The organism is Aeromicrobium sp. Root236 (assembly GCF_001428805.1).
Lineage (GTDB): Bacteria > Actinomycetota > Actinomycetes > Propionibacteriales > Nocardioidaceae > Aeromicrobium.
The window spans coordinates 1,847,934-1,862,807 of record NZ_LMIS01000001.1 but is presented as its reverse complement, the minus strand read 5'-3'; the positions used below and the strand labels follow the sequence as shown (position 1 = coordinate 1,862,807).

Annotated in this window: 15 protein-coding genes; 12 read left to right on the top strand and 3 right to left on the bottom strand. The window is 69.8% G+C overall.

The window, feature by feature from the left end:
• Positions 1 to 180: 180 nt before the first annotated feature.
• The 5 genes from ASE12_RS09400 to ASE12_RS09385 all read left to right on the top strand — a co-directional run bounded on the left by ASE12_RS09400 (position 181) and on the right by ASE12_RS09385 (position 4,263).
• Positions 181 to 1,356 (top strand): acetoin utilization protein AcuC, encoded by a 1,176-nt coding sequence (locus tag ASE12_RS09400; RefSeq protein ID WP_056399615.1) that lies wholly within the window; start codon positions 181 to 183, stop codon positions 1,354 to 1,356.
• A gap of 156 nt (positions 1,357 to 1,512) precedes the next feature.
• Positions 1,513 to 1,698, top strand: coding sequence for a helix-turn-helix domain-containing protein (locus tag ASE12_RS09395; RefSeq protein ID WP_056399614.1), 186 nt, complete (start codon positions 1,513 to 1,515; stop codon positions 1,696 to 1,698).
• A 199-nt stretch (positions 1,699 to 1,897) separates the two neighbouring features.
• Positions 1,898 to 1,999, top strand: coding sequence for a 30S ribosomal protein bS22 (locus ASE12_RS19745; protein ID WP_019143756.1), 102 nt, complete (start codon positions 1,898 to 1,900; stop codon positions 1,997 to 1,999).
• Between the two features lie 6 nt (positions 2,000 to 2,005).
• Positions 2,006 to 2,989, top strand: a complete 984-nt coding sequence (locus tag ASE12_RS09390) for an NAD-dependent epimerase/dehydratase family protein (protein WP_056399613.1) — start codon at positions 2,006 to 2,008, stop codon at positions 2,987 to 2,989.
• The gene (locus ASE12_RS09385) at positions 2,986 to 4,263 is read left to right on the top strand and encodes a lysophospholipid acyltransferase family protein (RefSeq protein WP_056399612.1); all 1,278 of its coding nucleotides are present in this window, start codon (positions 2,986 to 2,988) and stop codon (positions 4,261 to 4,263) included. Before ASE12_RS09390 ends, ASE12_RS09385 begins: the two co-directional genes overlap by 4 nt.
• 136 nt (positions 4,264 to 4,399) lie before the next feature.
• Here the strand turns inward: ASE12_RS09385 and ASE12_RS09380 are convergent, their stop codons facing one another.
• The 3 genes from ASE12_RS09380 to ASE12_RS09370 form a co-directional block, all read right to left on the bottom strand.
• On the bottom strand, positions 4,400 to 5,458 hold the full coding sequence (locus ASE12_RS09380; protein ID WP_056399611.1) for a DUF5667 domain-containing protein: 1,059 nt from the start codon (positions 5,456 to 5,458) through the stop codon (positions 4,400 to 4,402).
• A gap of 100 nt (positions 5,459 to 5,558) precedes the next feature.
• Complete coding sequence (locus ASE12_RS09375; RefSeq protein WP_235508882.1) at positions 5,559 to 6,173, bottom strand: sigma-70 family RNA polymerase sigma factor; 615 nt, start codon at positions 6,171 to 6,173, stop codon at positions 5,559 to 5,561.
• Positions 6,174 to 6,306: 133 nt separating this feature from the next.
• Positions 6,307 to 7,191, bottom strand: a complete 885-nt coding sequence (locus ASE12_RS09370; protein WP_056399609.1) for an HAD family phosphatase — start codon at positions 7,189 to 7,191, stop codon at positions 6,307 to 6,309.
• A 53-nt stretch (positions 7,192 to 7,244) separates the two neighbouring features.
• On the opposite strand from ASE12_RS09370, the gene ASE12_RS09365 reads away from it, so the two are divergent.
• The 7 genes from ASE12_RS09365 (at position 7,245) to hemB (ending at position 14,841) form a co-directional block, all read left to right on the top strand.
• Positions 7,245 to 8,816, top strand: a complete 1,572-nt coding sequence (locus ASE12_RS09365) for a class I adenylate-forming enzyme family protein (protein WP_056399608.1) — start codon at positions 7,245 to 7,247, stop codon at positions 8,814 to 8,816.
• Positions 8,813 to 9,076, top strand: coding sequence for a glutaredoxin family protein (locus ASE12_RS09360; protein WP_056399607.1), 264 nt, complete (start codon positions 8,813 to 8,815; stop codon positions 9,074 to 9,076). The genes ASE12_RS09365 and ASE12_RS09360 overlap by 4 nt, the downstream gene beginning before the upstream one ends.
• 235 nt (positions 9,077 to 9,311) lie before the next feature.
• Positions 9,312 to 9,995: a redox-sensing transcriptional repressor Rex gene (locus ASE12_RS09355; RefSeq protein ID WP_056399605.1), complete on the top strand. Its 684-nt coding sequence runs from the start codon at positions 9,312 to 9,314 to the stop codon at positions 9,993 to 9,995.
• A complete protein-coding gene (locus tag ASE12_RS09350) occupies positions 9,992 to 11,287 on the top strand; it encodes a glutamyl-tRNA reductase (protein WP_056399601.1) in 1,296 nt (431 codons plus the stop codon). The genes ASE12_RS09355 and ASE12_RS09350 overlap by 4 nt, the downstream gene beginning before the upstream one ends.
• The gene (hemC, locus tag ASE12_RS09345; RefSeq protein ID WP_056399598.1) at positions 11,284 to 12,204 is read left to right on the top strand and encodes a hydroxymethylbilane synthase; all 921 of its coding nucleotides are present in this window, start codon (positions 11,284 to 11,286) and stop codon (positions 12,202 to 12,204) included. Before ASE12_RS09350 ends, hemC begins: the two co-directional genes overlap by 4 nt.
• Before the next feature lie 47 nt (positions 12,205 to 12,251).
• Entirely contained in the window at positions 12,252 to 13,862 is a 1,611-nt protein-coding gene (locus ASE12_RS09340; protein WP_056404697.1) for a uroporphyrinogen-III synthase, read from the top strand.
• 1 nt (position 13,863) lies between these two features.
• A complete protein-coding gene (gene hemB / locus ASE12_RS09335; RefSeq protein ID WP_056399594.1) occupies positions 13,864 to 14,841 on the top strand; it encodes a porphobilinogen synthase in 978 nt (325 codons plus the stop codon).
• Positions 14,842 to 14,874: the final 33 nt, after the last annotated feature.

Sequence of the window (14,874 nt, the reverse complement as noted above, 5' to 3'; positions counted from 1 at the left end):
CGCCACGTTCCCCGTCCCGGAGCGCATTCCAAATCTTGGGGTGACTCCAACAATTCGTCGACCCTACCCAATGGCACGGCGCTTGGGAAGGACAACGCGGGACTCATGTCCGTACGTTGGGGGAGACGTCCGGCAGGCAGGTGCCGCCGCCGTTGCGGGCGCCCGGCCTAAGGTGAAGGCATGACCGAGCGCGCGTGCGTCGTCTTCGACCAGCACCTGACCGAGTACAACTTCGGTCTGTCGCACCCCATGGCGCCGGTCCGGATCGACCTCACGATGGCGCTCGCCCGCGAGATCGGCATCGTCGACGAGCTCGACGTCGTCGGCGCCGTCCCGGCGACGGACGACGAGCTCAGCCTCGTCCACTCCGCGACCTACATCGAGAAGGTCCACAAGCTCAGTGACCATCCGACGTACACCGACCCCAGCATCGGGCTCGGCACTGAGGACAACCCGGTGTTCGCCCACATGCACGAAGCCAGCGCCCTGATCGCCGGCGCCAGCGTCGAGGCGGCCCGCCGGGTGTGGACCGGTGCCGCCCCGCGCGCGGTCAACGTCAGCGGTGGCCTGCACCACGCGATGCCCGGCACGGCGAGTGGCTTCTGCATCTACAACGACGTCGCCCTCGCGATCCGTTGGCTGCTCGACAACGGTGCGCAGCGCGTGGCGTACGTCGACGTCGACGCCCACCACGGCGACGGCGTGCAGCAGATGTTCTGGAACGACCCGCGTGTCCTGACGATCTCGATCCACGAGGGCCCGCAGACGCTGTTCCCCGGCACCGGCTTCTCCACGGAGACCGGTGGTGAGGGGGCCGAAGGGTCCGCCGTCAACATGCCGCTGCCACCCGGTACGTCCGACGCCGGCTGGCTCCGGGCGTTCCATGCCGTCGTGCCCGCGCTGGTTCGCGAGTTCAAGCCCGACATCCTGGTGACTCAGCACGGCTGCGACTCGCACATGGACGACCCGCTGACCAACCTGATGCTCAGCGTCGACGGTCAGCGCGCTTCGTATCTCGCCCTCCGCGACCTCGCCGAGGAGGTGTGCGGCGGCAAGTGGGTCGCGACGGGCGGCGGCGGCTACGCCGTCATGGACGTCGTGCCGCGGGCCTGGGCGCACCTGCTGGCGATCGTCGCCGGATCGCCCCTGGACCCCTCGACGCTGACTCCCGACCGCTGGCGCGCGCGCATCGAGGAGATGCGCGGCTCGCCCGCGGCGCTCCGCATGACCGACGGCCGGGCCGTCGGCTATCGCGCCTGGGAGCAGGGCTACGACCCCGCGAGCTGGCTCGATCGCTCCATCCAGGCCACGCGCACGGCGGCGTTCCCGTTGAACGGCCTCGATCCACAGCCCTGACGCCCGGATTCGCGGCCATCGCACTCCACACAGGAGTTTTCGGCAACTACTGTCCCGGAGGCCTCACGAGGCACTAGTCTCAACCAAGGCACGCGCGCTGTTTCTCCGGTGGGGAAGCCGGAGAGCGCGCGTGCCCCTCAGGAAGCAGGTGGTGACATGGCATCCGGACCGACGTTCTTGACCGTCGCGGAAGTGGCGGCGCAGATGCGCGTCTCCAAGATGACGGTCTACCGTCTCGTGCACTCCGGTGAGCTCGAAGCCGTACGGGTGGGGCGCTCCTTCCGGGTGCCTGAGCACGCCGTCGAGGAGTTCCTCGGCAAGTCCTACTTCCAGGCCGGCTGACCCGGCGCGAGACCGTACGTTCGCGGTTCCCATCGCAGGCATGGTCGGGGAAATTCCCGGCCGATGCTGACGTGTAGGCTGTTCGCAGCCAGTACGGGCGACCGCAGCCGCGCCACGCGAGGGTCTGCGATCACCGCAATGGCCACCAATCTCAGGCACCAGCCACACTTCGTGGCCAACAAGAATTGAGTCGTGACCCGTGGGTTCAGTCATCAAGAAGCGTCGCAAGCGGATGTCGAAGAAGAAGCACCGCAAGATGCTCAAGCGCACCCGAGTACAGCGTCGTCGTCTGGGCAAGTAGTCCTCCATGGCCCGGTCTGTCCTCGTCACCGGTGTTGCGGGTTCGTTTGCGTCGCTGTTCGCGCGCCGACTCGCAGACCTTGGCGAGGACGCGGGCATCGGCAAGGTCGTCGGCATCGACACGATGCTGCCGCCAGGTGACCTCGGTGGCGTGAAGTTCGTCCGCGCCGACATCCGCACCCCTGTGGTCGGCAAGGTCATCGCCGTCGAGGACGTCGACACGGTCGTCCACCTCGACGTCAACCCGCCCAAGCGGGGACGCTCCGGCGGCGCCAAGGAGCTCAACGTCATCGGCACGATGCAGCTCCTGGCGGCCTGCCAGCGATCGGCGACCGTCAGCAAGTTCATCCTCGGCTCGTCGACCGCGGTCTACGGCTCGTCCCCGCGCGACCCGGCGATGTTCACCGAGTCGCTGCTGGCCCGTGACGGCGTACGCAGCGGGTTCCCCAAGGACATCGTCGAGGTCGAGTCGTACGTCCGAGGGTTCGCGCGGCGCCGGCCCGAGGTGCTCATCACGACGTTGCGTGCGGCTCAGATCCTGCACCCGTCGATCGAGACTCCTCTGGCGACCTACTTCTCCAGCCCCGTCCTGCCGGCCGTGATGGGCTTCGACCCTCGGCTGCAGTTCACGGACCTCCAGGACGCGGTCGCCGTCCTCGAGCAGGCAATCCTCAAGGACCGGCCGGGCACGTTCAACGTCGCCGGTGACGGCGTGGTGCTGCTGAGCCAGGCTGCTCGCCGGGTCGGCCGGCCGATCATCCCGCTGCCGCCGGTCGGCTTCGCCACCGCCGCCCGGCGTGTCCTGCGAGCCGCCGGGTCCGACATCCCGCCCGACCTGCACCGGCTGCTGACCTATGGCCGGGTCGTCGACACCTCGGCGCTGCGGGACATCTTCGGCTACGAGCTGACCCGCACCTCGATGGACACGTTCGACGAGTTCCGCACATCACTGAGGCCCGGCATCATGTCGGCCGTGGGGGGACGAGCATGACCGACGAGCGCAAGACGATCGGGTCGGCCGGCAAGGCCGGCCGCGGCAACCGGCAGACCTCGCCCTCGGCTGCGGCCCGGGCACTGGCCGGCGCGCCGGCGGCCAAGAAGCCGGTCGCCAAGAAGTCCATTGCCACAGCGAAGCCGCCGGCAGGTCCTCCCGCTGCTGCCAAGAGCAAGCAGCCGGTCGGCGAGCCCGCGGCCAAGAAGACGGCCAAGCCTGCTGCCAAGAAGAGCACGGCCAAGAAGGCGACGCCCCCGCCGTCCCAGCCGAAGCCTCGCCTTCGCGCGGTCACCGACGAGGACGCAGCTGCTGCCGCGGCCGCGGCCGCGGAGGAAGCCGCGAAGCGTACGCGCACGGCCGGCGCCGCCCCGTTGTCCGCCGGCATCCCGCTGGACGAGATCGTCGTCGCACTGATCCAGGCCGCGCAGCGGGTCCTCGGCACCGACTGGGAGGCCCGCGTCGCGACGTTGCTCGCGACGATCCGCAAGCGCATGAGCGGCGACTACGAGGTCGACGAGTTCGGCTTCGACCCGCAGATCACCGAGGTCCTGACCGCGGCGATCGAGCCGCTCGCCGAGAAGTGGTTCCGCCTCGAGGTCCGAGGGGTCGAGAACATCCCCGCCGAGGGTGGCGCCCTGCTGGTCGCCAACCACTCGGGCACCGTCCCGATCGACGGCCTCATCACGGGCTACGCCGTCAAGAAGTACTCCGGCCGCAACCTGAGACCGCTCGGTGCCGACCTGGTGTTCTCGCTGCCGTTCGTGGGCCAGATCGCCCGCAAGGTCGGCGCGACCCTCGCCTGCACCGAGGACGCCGAGCGGCTGCTCACGACCGGCGAGCTCGCCGGCGTGTGGCCCGAGGGGTTCAAGGGGATCGGCAAGCCGTTCGCCGAGCGCTACAAGCTCCAGCGGTTCGGTCGCGGTGGCTTCGTGTCGTCGGCGATGCGGGCCCAGGTGCCGATCGTGCCGGTCTCGATCGTGGGCGCCGAGGAGATCTATCCGCTCGTCGGCAACGTCCCGTCACTGGCGCGCCTGCTCGGCCTGCCCTACCTGCCGATCACGCCGTTCTTCCCGCTGCTCGGCCCGCTGGGCATGATCCCGCTGCCGAGCAAGTGGATCATCGAGTTCGGCGAGCCGATTCGCACCGATGCGTACGACCCGGAGTCCGCAGACGACCCGATGCTGCTGTTCAACGTCACGGACCAGGTCCGCGAGACGATCCAGCAGACCCTCTACGGCCTGCTGGTGGACCGAGGCAACGCGTTCTTCTGAGGTCTCGAGTCGATGCGAGCTCTGCGAGCGAGCGCTCGAGGCAGGTTGAGCGCGCCATGCCGAAGGCATCAGATGACGAAACGCGGTGAGGCGACTCCGCAGGTCTGGGAGTCACGTCCCGACTGAGCCGTGCGCCCTACTTCTTGCCCAGCAACCCGTTCAGCAGGCTGGGGATCAGGCCCTCTTGGTTCTCGTCACCGAGGACGGCGCCGAGGACCGGGTCGGTGATGTCGCTCAGGCTCGGGGCCTTGGTGGTGGGCGAGCTGGTCGGCAGCGGCAGCGTCACGAGCGGCTTGTCACTCGGTGCGGGGCTGTCCGGCGTGGCCGGGGCCTTCGAGTCGCTCTTGTCGGTCGCGTGCTTGCTCGGCTTGTCGTCCGACGTGCTGTCGGTCGAGCTGCTGGGCGTCACCGACAGGTCCTTGACCGACGAGACGAGCTGCTGGAGGTCACCGGTCGTGCAGGAGACGCACAGCGACGAGGCCTGGGTGGCCAGGTCGGTGATCGTCGCGGTCGCGGCCTCGAACGAGTCGTCTGCGCCCGGCGGCAGCTGCGACGACAGCGCGGACAGGTCGGCGGTCGCCTCGACCGCGAAGTCGTTGACCGTGCGGATCGACTTCTTCTCGCCGTTGCCGGTGAAGTCGCTGAACAGGGCGGCGGAGCCGGACTCGGCCTGGGAGGAGAAGTCCTCGAGCGTCTGGGCGATGAGGTCCTCCGAGCCGCCCTTGTCGCTCAGCTCACGCGCCTCGGCCAGTCGCTCCGCGGCCTGGCGCAGCTGGAACGAGCCGCGCGACGCGTCGTCGCGGTGCAGGGCGAGCTCAACCGACTCGACGCTGCGCTTGACCGGGTAGAGCATCTCGCCGGGCACGGCCGACGCGCTCGACGCGACCAGGCCGACGACACCGGCTGACGCGACCATCGCGGCGGTGAGACCTGCGACGCGACGGCGTACGGGACGGCTCGTGCGAACGGGGGGCGTGGGCGCCGTGGCCGGCAGCGGGACGAGGACCGTCTCGGCCTCGGTCATGAGCTGGGTGCGCAGCGACTCACGGAACATCGGCGAGGGCTCGGCGACAGCGGCTTCGCACAGGTGCTCGGCGAAGCGCACGAGCTCGGCGATGTGTTCGTCGCCGGGTGCGCGGCCGCTCCAGGCCTCCTCGAAGGACTGGGCGTCGTCGTGGAAGCGACGGCCGATCATGATGCGTTCCTCACTGCTGTGGATGTTCCAGCAAGCACAACGACTTCGTGGCCCCTGAAGTTACGGGGAAATGACAGGACAAACGTCCCACTTTTGCCGATCATCGCGCGTCCTCCGGCATCGTCTTGGCGAGGCTTCGGACGGCGCGCAGCTGGAGCTGCTTGATCGCGCCTTCGCTCCGGCCGAGGGCGGCGGCGGTCTGGGCGATCGACAGGCCCTGGATGAATCGCATGAGGATGCAGTCGCGCTGCTCGTTGGGCAACGAGTTGACCGCCTCGAACAGCATCTCGTTGGAGATGAGCGCGAGGACCTCCTGCTCGGGACTGGCGACCGTGACCTTGCCCTCGGGGATCGTCTCGGCGACGATCTCGAGCCGGGCCCGGCTGGACTTGAAGTGGTCGGCCACGAGGTTGCGGGCGATCGTGGTCAGCCAGGCGCCGAAGTCCTTGCCCTGCCAGTTGAAGCGCTGGATGGCGCGCAGTCCGCGCACGAACGTCTCGCTCGTGAGGTCCTCGGCGAGCTGCTGGGAGCCGACGCGGTAGTAGACGAAGCGGAAGACTCCGGACACGTAGTGGTCGTAGAGCTGGCCGAACGCCTCGGCGTCGCCTTCCTTGGCGAGGTCGACGAGGGCGCGCAGTCGGGTGGCCTCGGGATCGTGGTCGTCCTGCGGGCTGGACGAGCCGTTCGACGGCGCGTACGCGGGCGAATCGGCCACGGCGAGCGCCACGAGGAGGGATCTGTCATCCGGGGTCGCAAGGGCGAGTGACAGCGCGACGCGCAATCTACTCGTGGTGTTCCTCACAGGCCCTCCCTGATCCCCGAAATACTAACCCGGGCGGGAGACGCTGTCAGTTTGTTCGACTTTTTCTATGACGAAGCACACGCCACGCTCCGCCGGCTGCAATGGCGGCCATGACGCCCTTGCCACCGACCAGCGCGACCTTGCGTCCCGTGCGGTAGTCGCGGATGCGCCAGCCGTTGGCCCGGGCGTGCGCTCGCAGCGTCGAGTCGGGGTTGACCGCGCACGGGTGCCCGACCAGCGACAGCATCGGCAGGTCGTTGCTGGAGTCGGAGTACGCGTAGCAGTCGTCCAGCACGAGCCCCTCGCGCTCGGCGAGGTCGCGGATCGCGGTGGCCTTGCCCTCGCCGTGCAGCATCTCGCCGACGAGCTCGCCGGTGTAGACGCCGTCGACGTGGGCCGGCACCGTGCCCAGCGCCCCGGTCAGGCCGAGGCGCCGCGCGATGACGTTGGCGATCTCGATCGGTGCCGCGGTCACGAGCCAGACGCGCTGACCGCGGTCGAGGTGCCACTGGGCGATGGCGCGGGTGCCGGGCCAGATCTTGTGCGCCATGTGCTCGTCGAAGATCTCCTCGCCGATCTCCTCCAGCTCCGAGACCTTGTGGCCGGCGATGAACGCGAGGGCCGACGAGCGGGCCTTGGCGATGTGCTCAGGATCCTCGACGCCGGCGACGCGGAAGTAGAGCTGTTGCCAGGTCGCCTTGGCGATGTCCTTGGTCGTGAAGAACTTGCGCCGGTGGAGGCCGCGGGCGAGGTGGAAGATCGACGCGCCCTGCATGATCGTGTTGTCGACGTCGAAGAACGCCGCCGCCGTCGTGTCGGGCTCGGTCGACAGCGCGCTCTCGATCTCGGCGGCCGAGGCCGCGGCCTGGCCGGACAGCACGGATCTCGCCCGCAGATTGCGGGGCTGATCGGGTCGTGCGTCCCGTGACATGTAACCGAGACTAACGTCCTCCGGCTCGTGCCACGTGTGGTTGACTCGGAGGCGTGACAGTCAATGTCAGCGACTACCTCCGCGACGCTGCGTCCACCGATCCAGATGGCGTTGCGTTGGTCGAGCATCGCGCCGAACGGCGCGAGGTCACCTGGCGTCAGCTCGACGACGCGGCCGACGCCGTGGCTCGGGGCCTGTCCGCGCGCGGACTGGTGGCCGGCCATCGCGTCGCAGTCGTCATGGCCAACCGCATCGACCTGCCGATCGCCTACTTCGGCATCCTGCGCGGCGGCATGGTCGCGGTGCCGATCAACCCGCGATCGACCACCCGTGAGATCGGGCGCATGCTCGCCGACTCGATGGCCCGGGTCGTGCTGTGCGACGAGGCCGGCGTGACCCAGGTCCGGGAGGCCGTGACCGAGGACCACCAGATCAGTGTGATCGTCGACGGTGCCAAGCCCGAGAAGGGCGAGACGGCGTTCGAGGCGTTCCTCGCCGGCGCCGCCGGCACGGATCCGGCAGCCCCGGCCGACGCCGAGGCGCTCGCCGTCGTCCTCTACACCTCGGGCACCAGCGGCAAGCCGCGCGGAGCGATGCTCACCCACCGCGCGCTGATCGCCAACATCGAGCAGATCGCCCGGCTCGACCCCCCGGCGATGACCTCCGATGACGTGTGTCTCGGCCTGCTGCCGATGTTCCACATCTACGGCCTCAACTGCGTCCTGGGCCAGGCGGTACGCCAAGGTGCCCGGGTGCTCCTGGTCGACGGCTTCGACCCCGACGGGCTGCTCGACCGGATCGTCGAGGAGCGCGTCACCAACATCCCGCTGGCGCCGCCCGTCGTGGCGGCCTGGGCCGGCCGGGACGACCTGCGCGACAAGCTCGCCCGCGTCACCACGATCCTGTCGGGGGCATCAGCCCTCGACCCCGAGCTCGCCGAGACGTTCTTCGCGTCCTCGGGCAAGCACATCGAGCAGGGCTACGGCCTCACGGAGACCGCGCCGGTCATCGCGACGACGTTCGGCTCGACCCGCGAGCCGGACACGGCGCCCAAGGCGGGCTCGGTCGGCCGGCCGCTGCCCGGAATCGACGTCCGCATCGTCGAGGCCAACGGTGCCGACGCGCATGCCGGTGACCCCGCCGAGATCTGGGTCAAGGGCGACAACCTCTTCTCCGGCTACTGGCCGGACGGCGTCGACGGGCCGCGCGACGACGGCTGGTACCCCACCGGTGACATCGGCTTCCTCGACGAGGACGGCGACCTGACACTCGTCGACCGGCTCCGCGAGCTCGTGATCGTCTCCGGCTTCAACGTCTACCCGTTCGAGGTCGAGGACGTCATCGCTGAGGTGCCCGGCGTCGTGCAGGTCGCCGTGGTCGGCCTGCCTGATGAGGAGACGGGCGAGGCCGTGGTCGCGTTCGTCGTGCCGGAGAGCCCGGAGACGCCCGAGGCGACGATCATCGAGTCGGTCGAGGCGCACTGCCGTACGCGCCTCGCCAGGTTCAAGCAGCCCAAGCGCGTCGTCGTGGTCCAGGGACTGCCGCACTCGGCGACGGGTAAGGTCGCCAAGGGCCGGCTGCGCGCCCTGGCCCGCAGCGAGACGCTCGGCCTCGACGCGTCGTGACGGTCGCGCACGCCGACGCCGCGCGCGTGGTCGTCTACTCCCGTCCGGGATGTCACCTGTGCGAGGTGGCCGAAGCGCTGGTCGCCGAGATCTGCGCCGACACGGGTGACACGTGGGCGCGGGTCGACATCACCGGCGACGCCGACCTGACGTCGCGGTTCACCGAGCAGGTGCCGGTGACGTTCGTCGACGGGGCTCAGCACGACTTCTGGCGGGTCGACGCCGGACGGCTGCGGGCGGCCCTCGAACGTACGTCCTGAAGCGCAAGCGCATGTGAGATATGCCATCGGTTTGTGGTGACGTGGGTCACACGCCTCGCGTGGTTTCGACAGACTGGCGCCTGCGGCGCGGATCGCTCAACCTCCTCGGACGTTCGCTCGCAGGGCTCGCTCAGTCCTCGGATTTTGTTAACGCGTTCACAAACTCTTAAACTGGGGGCGCACCGCACGCCAGTCCCGACAGGGATAATCCCCGGCCGTGCAGTGCAGGAGCACCGTGACCATACTTCGCACGCCCCTCGCGGACGGCAGCGCTCGTGGCATCCCTGATGCCACCGTCGCACGTCTGCCGGTCTACCTGCGCGCGCTCAACGCGCTGACCGAGCAGGGCGTCTCGACGTGCTCGTCCAACGACCTCGCCGAGAATGCCGGAGTCAACCCGGCCAAGCTCCGCAAGGACCTGTCCTACCTCGGCTCCTACGGCACCCGCGGTGTCGGCTACGACGTCGAGTACCTCCGCTACCAGATCGCCCGCGAGATCGGCCAGACCCAGGACTGGGACGTTGTCATCGTCGGCGTCGGCAACCTCGGGTCCGCGCTGTCGGCCTACCAGGGCTTCAGCACCCGTGGCATCCGCGTGGCGGCCCTGGTCGACGCCGACCCCAAGCGTGTCGGCACCACGATCTCGGGCATCACGGTCTCCTCGCTCGACGACCTGCCGGCGATCGTCGAGGAGCGCGCGATCTCCATCGGCATCATCGCCACGCCCGGCACGGCGGCCCAGGAGGTCGCCGACCGCCTCGTCGCGGCCGGTGTCACGAGCATCCTCAACTTCGCACCGGCTCTCGTGCAGGTGCCCGACGGCGTCGACGTACGCAAGGTCGACCTGTCGATCGAGCTGCAGATCCTCGCCTATCACGAGCAGCGCAAGGCCGGGAACGACAAGGTGGTGGGCGCATGAGCGTTCTGGTGGTTGGCATGTCGCACAAGTCGGCGCCGATCGACGTGCTCGAGCGCGCGTCGCTCGACACCGATGCCGCGGTCAAGCTCTCGCACCTCGTCCTCGAGGCCCCGTTCGTCTCCGAGTCGGTCGTCATCTCGACCTGCAACCGGGTCGAGATCTACGTCGAGGCCGAGCGGTTCCACGGTGCGGTCGAAGAGGTGTCGCGCCTCCTCGCCGAGCACTCGGGCCTCGACCGCGACGACTTCGTCCGCCACGTCTACGTCCACTTCGACGAGGCCGCGGTCGCGCACCTGTTCGGCGTCGCCGCCGGCATGGACTCGATGATCCTCGGTGAGAGCCAGATTCTCGGTCAGGTCCGCGACGCGCTGCACAGCGCCCAGGCCGAGCAGACCGTCGGCTCGGCGCTCAACGCGCTGTTCCAGCAGGCGCTGCGCATCGGCAAGCGCGGTCACGCCGAGACCGGCATCGACCGGCTCGCCCCGTCGATCGTCACGGCCGGCCTCGACGCCGCCGGTGAGGTCGTCGACGCCGAGGACACCCGCTTCCTGGTCGCCGGCGCCGGCACGATGGCAAGTCTGGCCGTCCGCACGCTGATCAATCGCGGCGTCGCGCCGAGCCACATCATGGTTGCCAACCGGACGTTCCAGCGTGCGTACGCCCTGGTCGCCACGTTCGGCGTCAGCGCCGTCCGCTGGGAGGCCATGGACGTCGAGCTCGCCGCCACCGACGTGCTGATCAGCTGCACCGGCGCGACCGGCGTCGTGTTCGACCGTGAGCGCATCGCCCGCGCGAGTGCCGGCCGTTCGATGGCGCTGATCGACCTGGCGCTGCCGCGCGACATCGATCCCGGCGTCCGCGACGTCGACGGGATCGACCTGATCGACCTCGTCGTGCTCGCGCGACTCGGTGAGAACACCGAGCTCGCCGGCGACGTGGAGCAGGTGCGCGCGATCGTCGAGGACGAGGTCCGTACGTTCCTCGCCGCCAAGGCCGCATCGCACATCACGCCGACCGTCGTCGCGCTGCGCACGATGGCGACCGACGTCGTCGCCGCCGAGCTCGCACGCATCGAGACGCGGCTCCCCGACCTGACCGCCGACGAGCTCGCCGCGGTCCGCAAGGCCCTGCACCGGGTCGCCGAGAAGCTCATCCACGCCCCGACCGTCCGGGTCCAGCAGCTCATCGACGGCCGCGCCGACCTCACGTACGCCGAGGCGCTCGCCGACCTGTTCGCGCTCGACCAGTCCACGGTCGACGCCGTGACGCAGGTCAAGGGGGAGTCCGCATGACCGCCCTCCGCCTCGGCACCCGCGCGTCGGCGCTCGCCGTGACCCAGTCCGGCCTGATCGCCGACCGCCTCCGCGCGTCCGGCGTCGAGGTCGAGCTCGTCACGATCTCCACCGAGGGCGACCGCAGCACGCAGCGCGTCTCCGAGTTCGGTGGTCAGGGCGTGTTCGTCGCGGCGCTGCGCGAGGCGCTCGTACGCGGCGACGTCGACTTCGCCGTCCACTCGCTCAAGGACCTGCCGACGGCGCCTGACCCGCGCCTCGTCCTCGCCGCGATCCCGCTGCGTGAGGACCCGCGCGACGTGCTGGTGGCCCGCGACAACCTCACCCTCGGCGAGCTGCCGCAGGGTGCTCGCGTCGGCACCGGGTCGCTTCGCCGCGAGGCGCAGCTCAACGCACTGGGCCTCGGCGTCGAGGTCGTGCCGATCCGCGGCAACGTCGACACCCGGCTCGGCAAGGTCGCCTCGGGCGAGTGCGACGCGGTCGTCGTCGCCCGTGCCGGCCTGCTCCGCCTCGGTCGAGCCGACGAGGCCACCGAGGTCATTGATCCACTGCAGATGCTTCCCGCCCCCGGGCAGGGAGCACTTGCCTGCGAGTGTCGCGCCGATGATGACGCGACGATCCACCTGCTCAGCGGGCTCGACGACAGCGACACACGTGCTGCCGTCACCGCCGAGCGCAGCCTCCTCGCCACCCTCGAGGCAGGTTGCAGTGCACCCGTGGGAGCGCTGGCCGAGATCGCCCAAGGCGACGACGGCGATGAGCTCTGGCTCCGTGCCATGGTCGGAAGCATTTCCGGCTCGCCCACCATCCGACTGTCCGCGACCGGCTTGCCATCCGAAGCCGCCGCGGTCGGGGAGCGTCTCGCTGCCGAGATGCTCGCCGAAGGCGCAGACACCCTTGTGGCTGTCGCCTCATAACCCCCAGGCAGATCGAGAAAAGGACCACCGTGACCATCACCACTGCGATGCGAGAAGCACCGTCCACGGCTCGACCGAACGCACACAAGGCCGTCCGCGGCCACGTGAGCTTCGTCGGCGCCGGACCGGGCGATGCCAGCCTGCTGACGGTTCGAGCGGCTGAGCTGCTCGCCCAGGCGGACATCGTCATCACGGAGCTGCCCGAGCAGGAGGCTCTCGTCACCAACGGTGCCGAGATCATCGACGGCGGAGTCGGCGAGGACGGCGAGACCCTGACCCACGCCGCCCGCGCCCGGCTCGTCGTCAAGTACGCCAAGACCGGCTCCCACGTCGTACGCCTGATCGCGGGTGACCCGTTCACCTACGCGACGGCGCCCGAGGAGGCCGCGGCCTGCAGCAAGGCCGGCATCGGCTTCGAGATCGTGCCCGGCATCTCGTCGGTCTCGGCCGTGCCCGCGTACGCCGGTGTGCCGCTGACCAACCGCACGCACCGCGAGTACTCGGTCGTCAGCGTCGGCGACGCGTCGATCAACTGGTCCGAGCACGCCGGCCAGGACACCTTGGTCCTGCTGTCGGCGGTCGCCCGCATCGGCGAGGTCGCTGCCGGCCTGGTCGCTGCCGGTCGCTCCGCCGAGACGCCGGTCGCCATGACCCGGGTCGGCACGACGACCGAGCAGACCACGGTCGTCTCGACACTCGCCGACATCGCCGCTGACGCCAAGGCGGCCGGCATGACCGCGCCGGCCATCACGGTCGTCGGCCAGGTCGTCACGATGCGTGAGGCGCTCTCGTGGTTCGAGACCAAGCCGCTCTACGGCTGGCGCGTCCTGGTGCCCCGCACCAAGGAGCAGTCCGCCAGCCTGGCCGCTCGCCTGCGTGGCTTCGGTGCGCTGTCCGAGGAGGTCCCGACGATCTCGGTCGAGCCGCCGCGCAACCCGCAGCAGATGGACAAGGCCGTACGCGGTCTGGTCGAGGGTCGCTACGAGTGGATTGCGTTCACCAGCGTCAACGCCGTCAAGGCCGTGCGCGAGAAGTTCGAGGAGTACGGCCTCGACGCCCGCGCGTTCTCGGGCCTCAAGATCGCCGCCGTCGGTGACAAGACCGCCGAGGCCATCGCGACCTGGGGCATCCGCGCCGACCTCGTCCCCAGCGGCGAGCAGTCGGCTCGTGGGCTGCTCGACGACTGGCCGCCGTACGACGACCTGCTCGACCCGATCAACCGGGTCTTCCTGCCGCGCGCCGACATCGCGACCGAGACCCTCGTGGCCGGCCTCGTCGATCTCGGCTGGGAGGTCGACGACGTCACGGCCTACCGCACCGTCCGGGCCGCCCCGCCGCCAGCGCCGACGCGCGAGGCGATCAAGACCGGCAAGTTCGACGCGGTCATGTTCACCTCGTCGTCCACGGTGCGCAACCTCGTGGGCATCGCCGGCAAGCCGCACACGTCGACGATCATCGCGTGCATCGGCCCGGCGACCGCCAAGACCGCCGAGGAGCACGGCCTGCGGGTCGACGTCCTCGCCGAGTCACCGTCGGTCGAGGTGCTGGCCGACGCGCTCGCGGAGTTCGGTGCGGCTCGCCGCCTCGCGTTCCTCGATGCGGGCGAGCCGGTGACCAAGCCCTCGCAGAAGCGTCCCTCGACGCGTCGCAAGGCCTGACATGCCCTTCCCCTCTGACCGTCCTCGTCGCCTGCGCCAGTCGCCGGCGATGAGGCGGTTGGTGGCGGAGACGCACGTCCAGCCGTCGCAGCTGATCCTGCCGATGTTCATCGCGGAGGGGATCACCGAGCAGCGACCGATCGCGAGCATGCCCGGCGTCGTGCAGCACACCCGCGACACGGCCCGCAAGGCGTACGCCGAGGCGGCCGCGCTCGGGCTCGGCGGCGTCATGCTGTTCGGCGTGCCCGAGCACAAGGACGCCGTGGGCTCCGGCGCCCTCGATCCTGACGGCATCCTCAACGTCGCCCTGGCCGACGCCCGCGCCGAGGTCGGTGACGACCTGCTCGTGATGTCGGACCTGTGCCTCGACGAGTTCACCGACCACGGCCACTGCGGCGTGCTCGACGCGCAGGGCCGGGTCGACAACGACGCGACGCTCGAGATCTACGCCCGGATGGGTGTCGTGCAGGCCGAGTCCGGCGCCCACGTGGTCGGCCCGAGCGGGATGATGGACGGCCAGGTCGGCGTCATTCGTTCCGCCCTCGACGCCGCGGGCCACGACGACACGGTGATCCTCGCGTACGCCGTGAAGTACTCCTCGGCGTTCTACGGCCCGTTCCGCGAGGCCGTCGGCTCGTCGCTGCAGGGCGACCGCAAGACCTACCAACAGGATCCGGCCAACAGCCGCGAGGCGATCCGCGAGGTGCTGCTCGACATCGATGAGGGTGCCGACATCGTCATGGTCAAGCCGGCGCTGTCCTACCTCGACGTGATCGCCGACGTGCGCGCCGCGGTCGACGTGCCGGTCGCGGCCTACAACATCTCCGGCGAGATGGCGATGGTCGAGGCCGCCGCGGCCAACGGCTGGATCGATCGCGAGCGCACGATCGACGAGATCATCTTGTCGATCCGCCGCGCAGGCGCGGAGATCGTGCTGACCTACTGGGCTGCCGAGCTCGCCACCCGACTCTCCCGCTGACCTGTTTGCCATCCGTGCATACCCGGTATACCG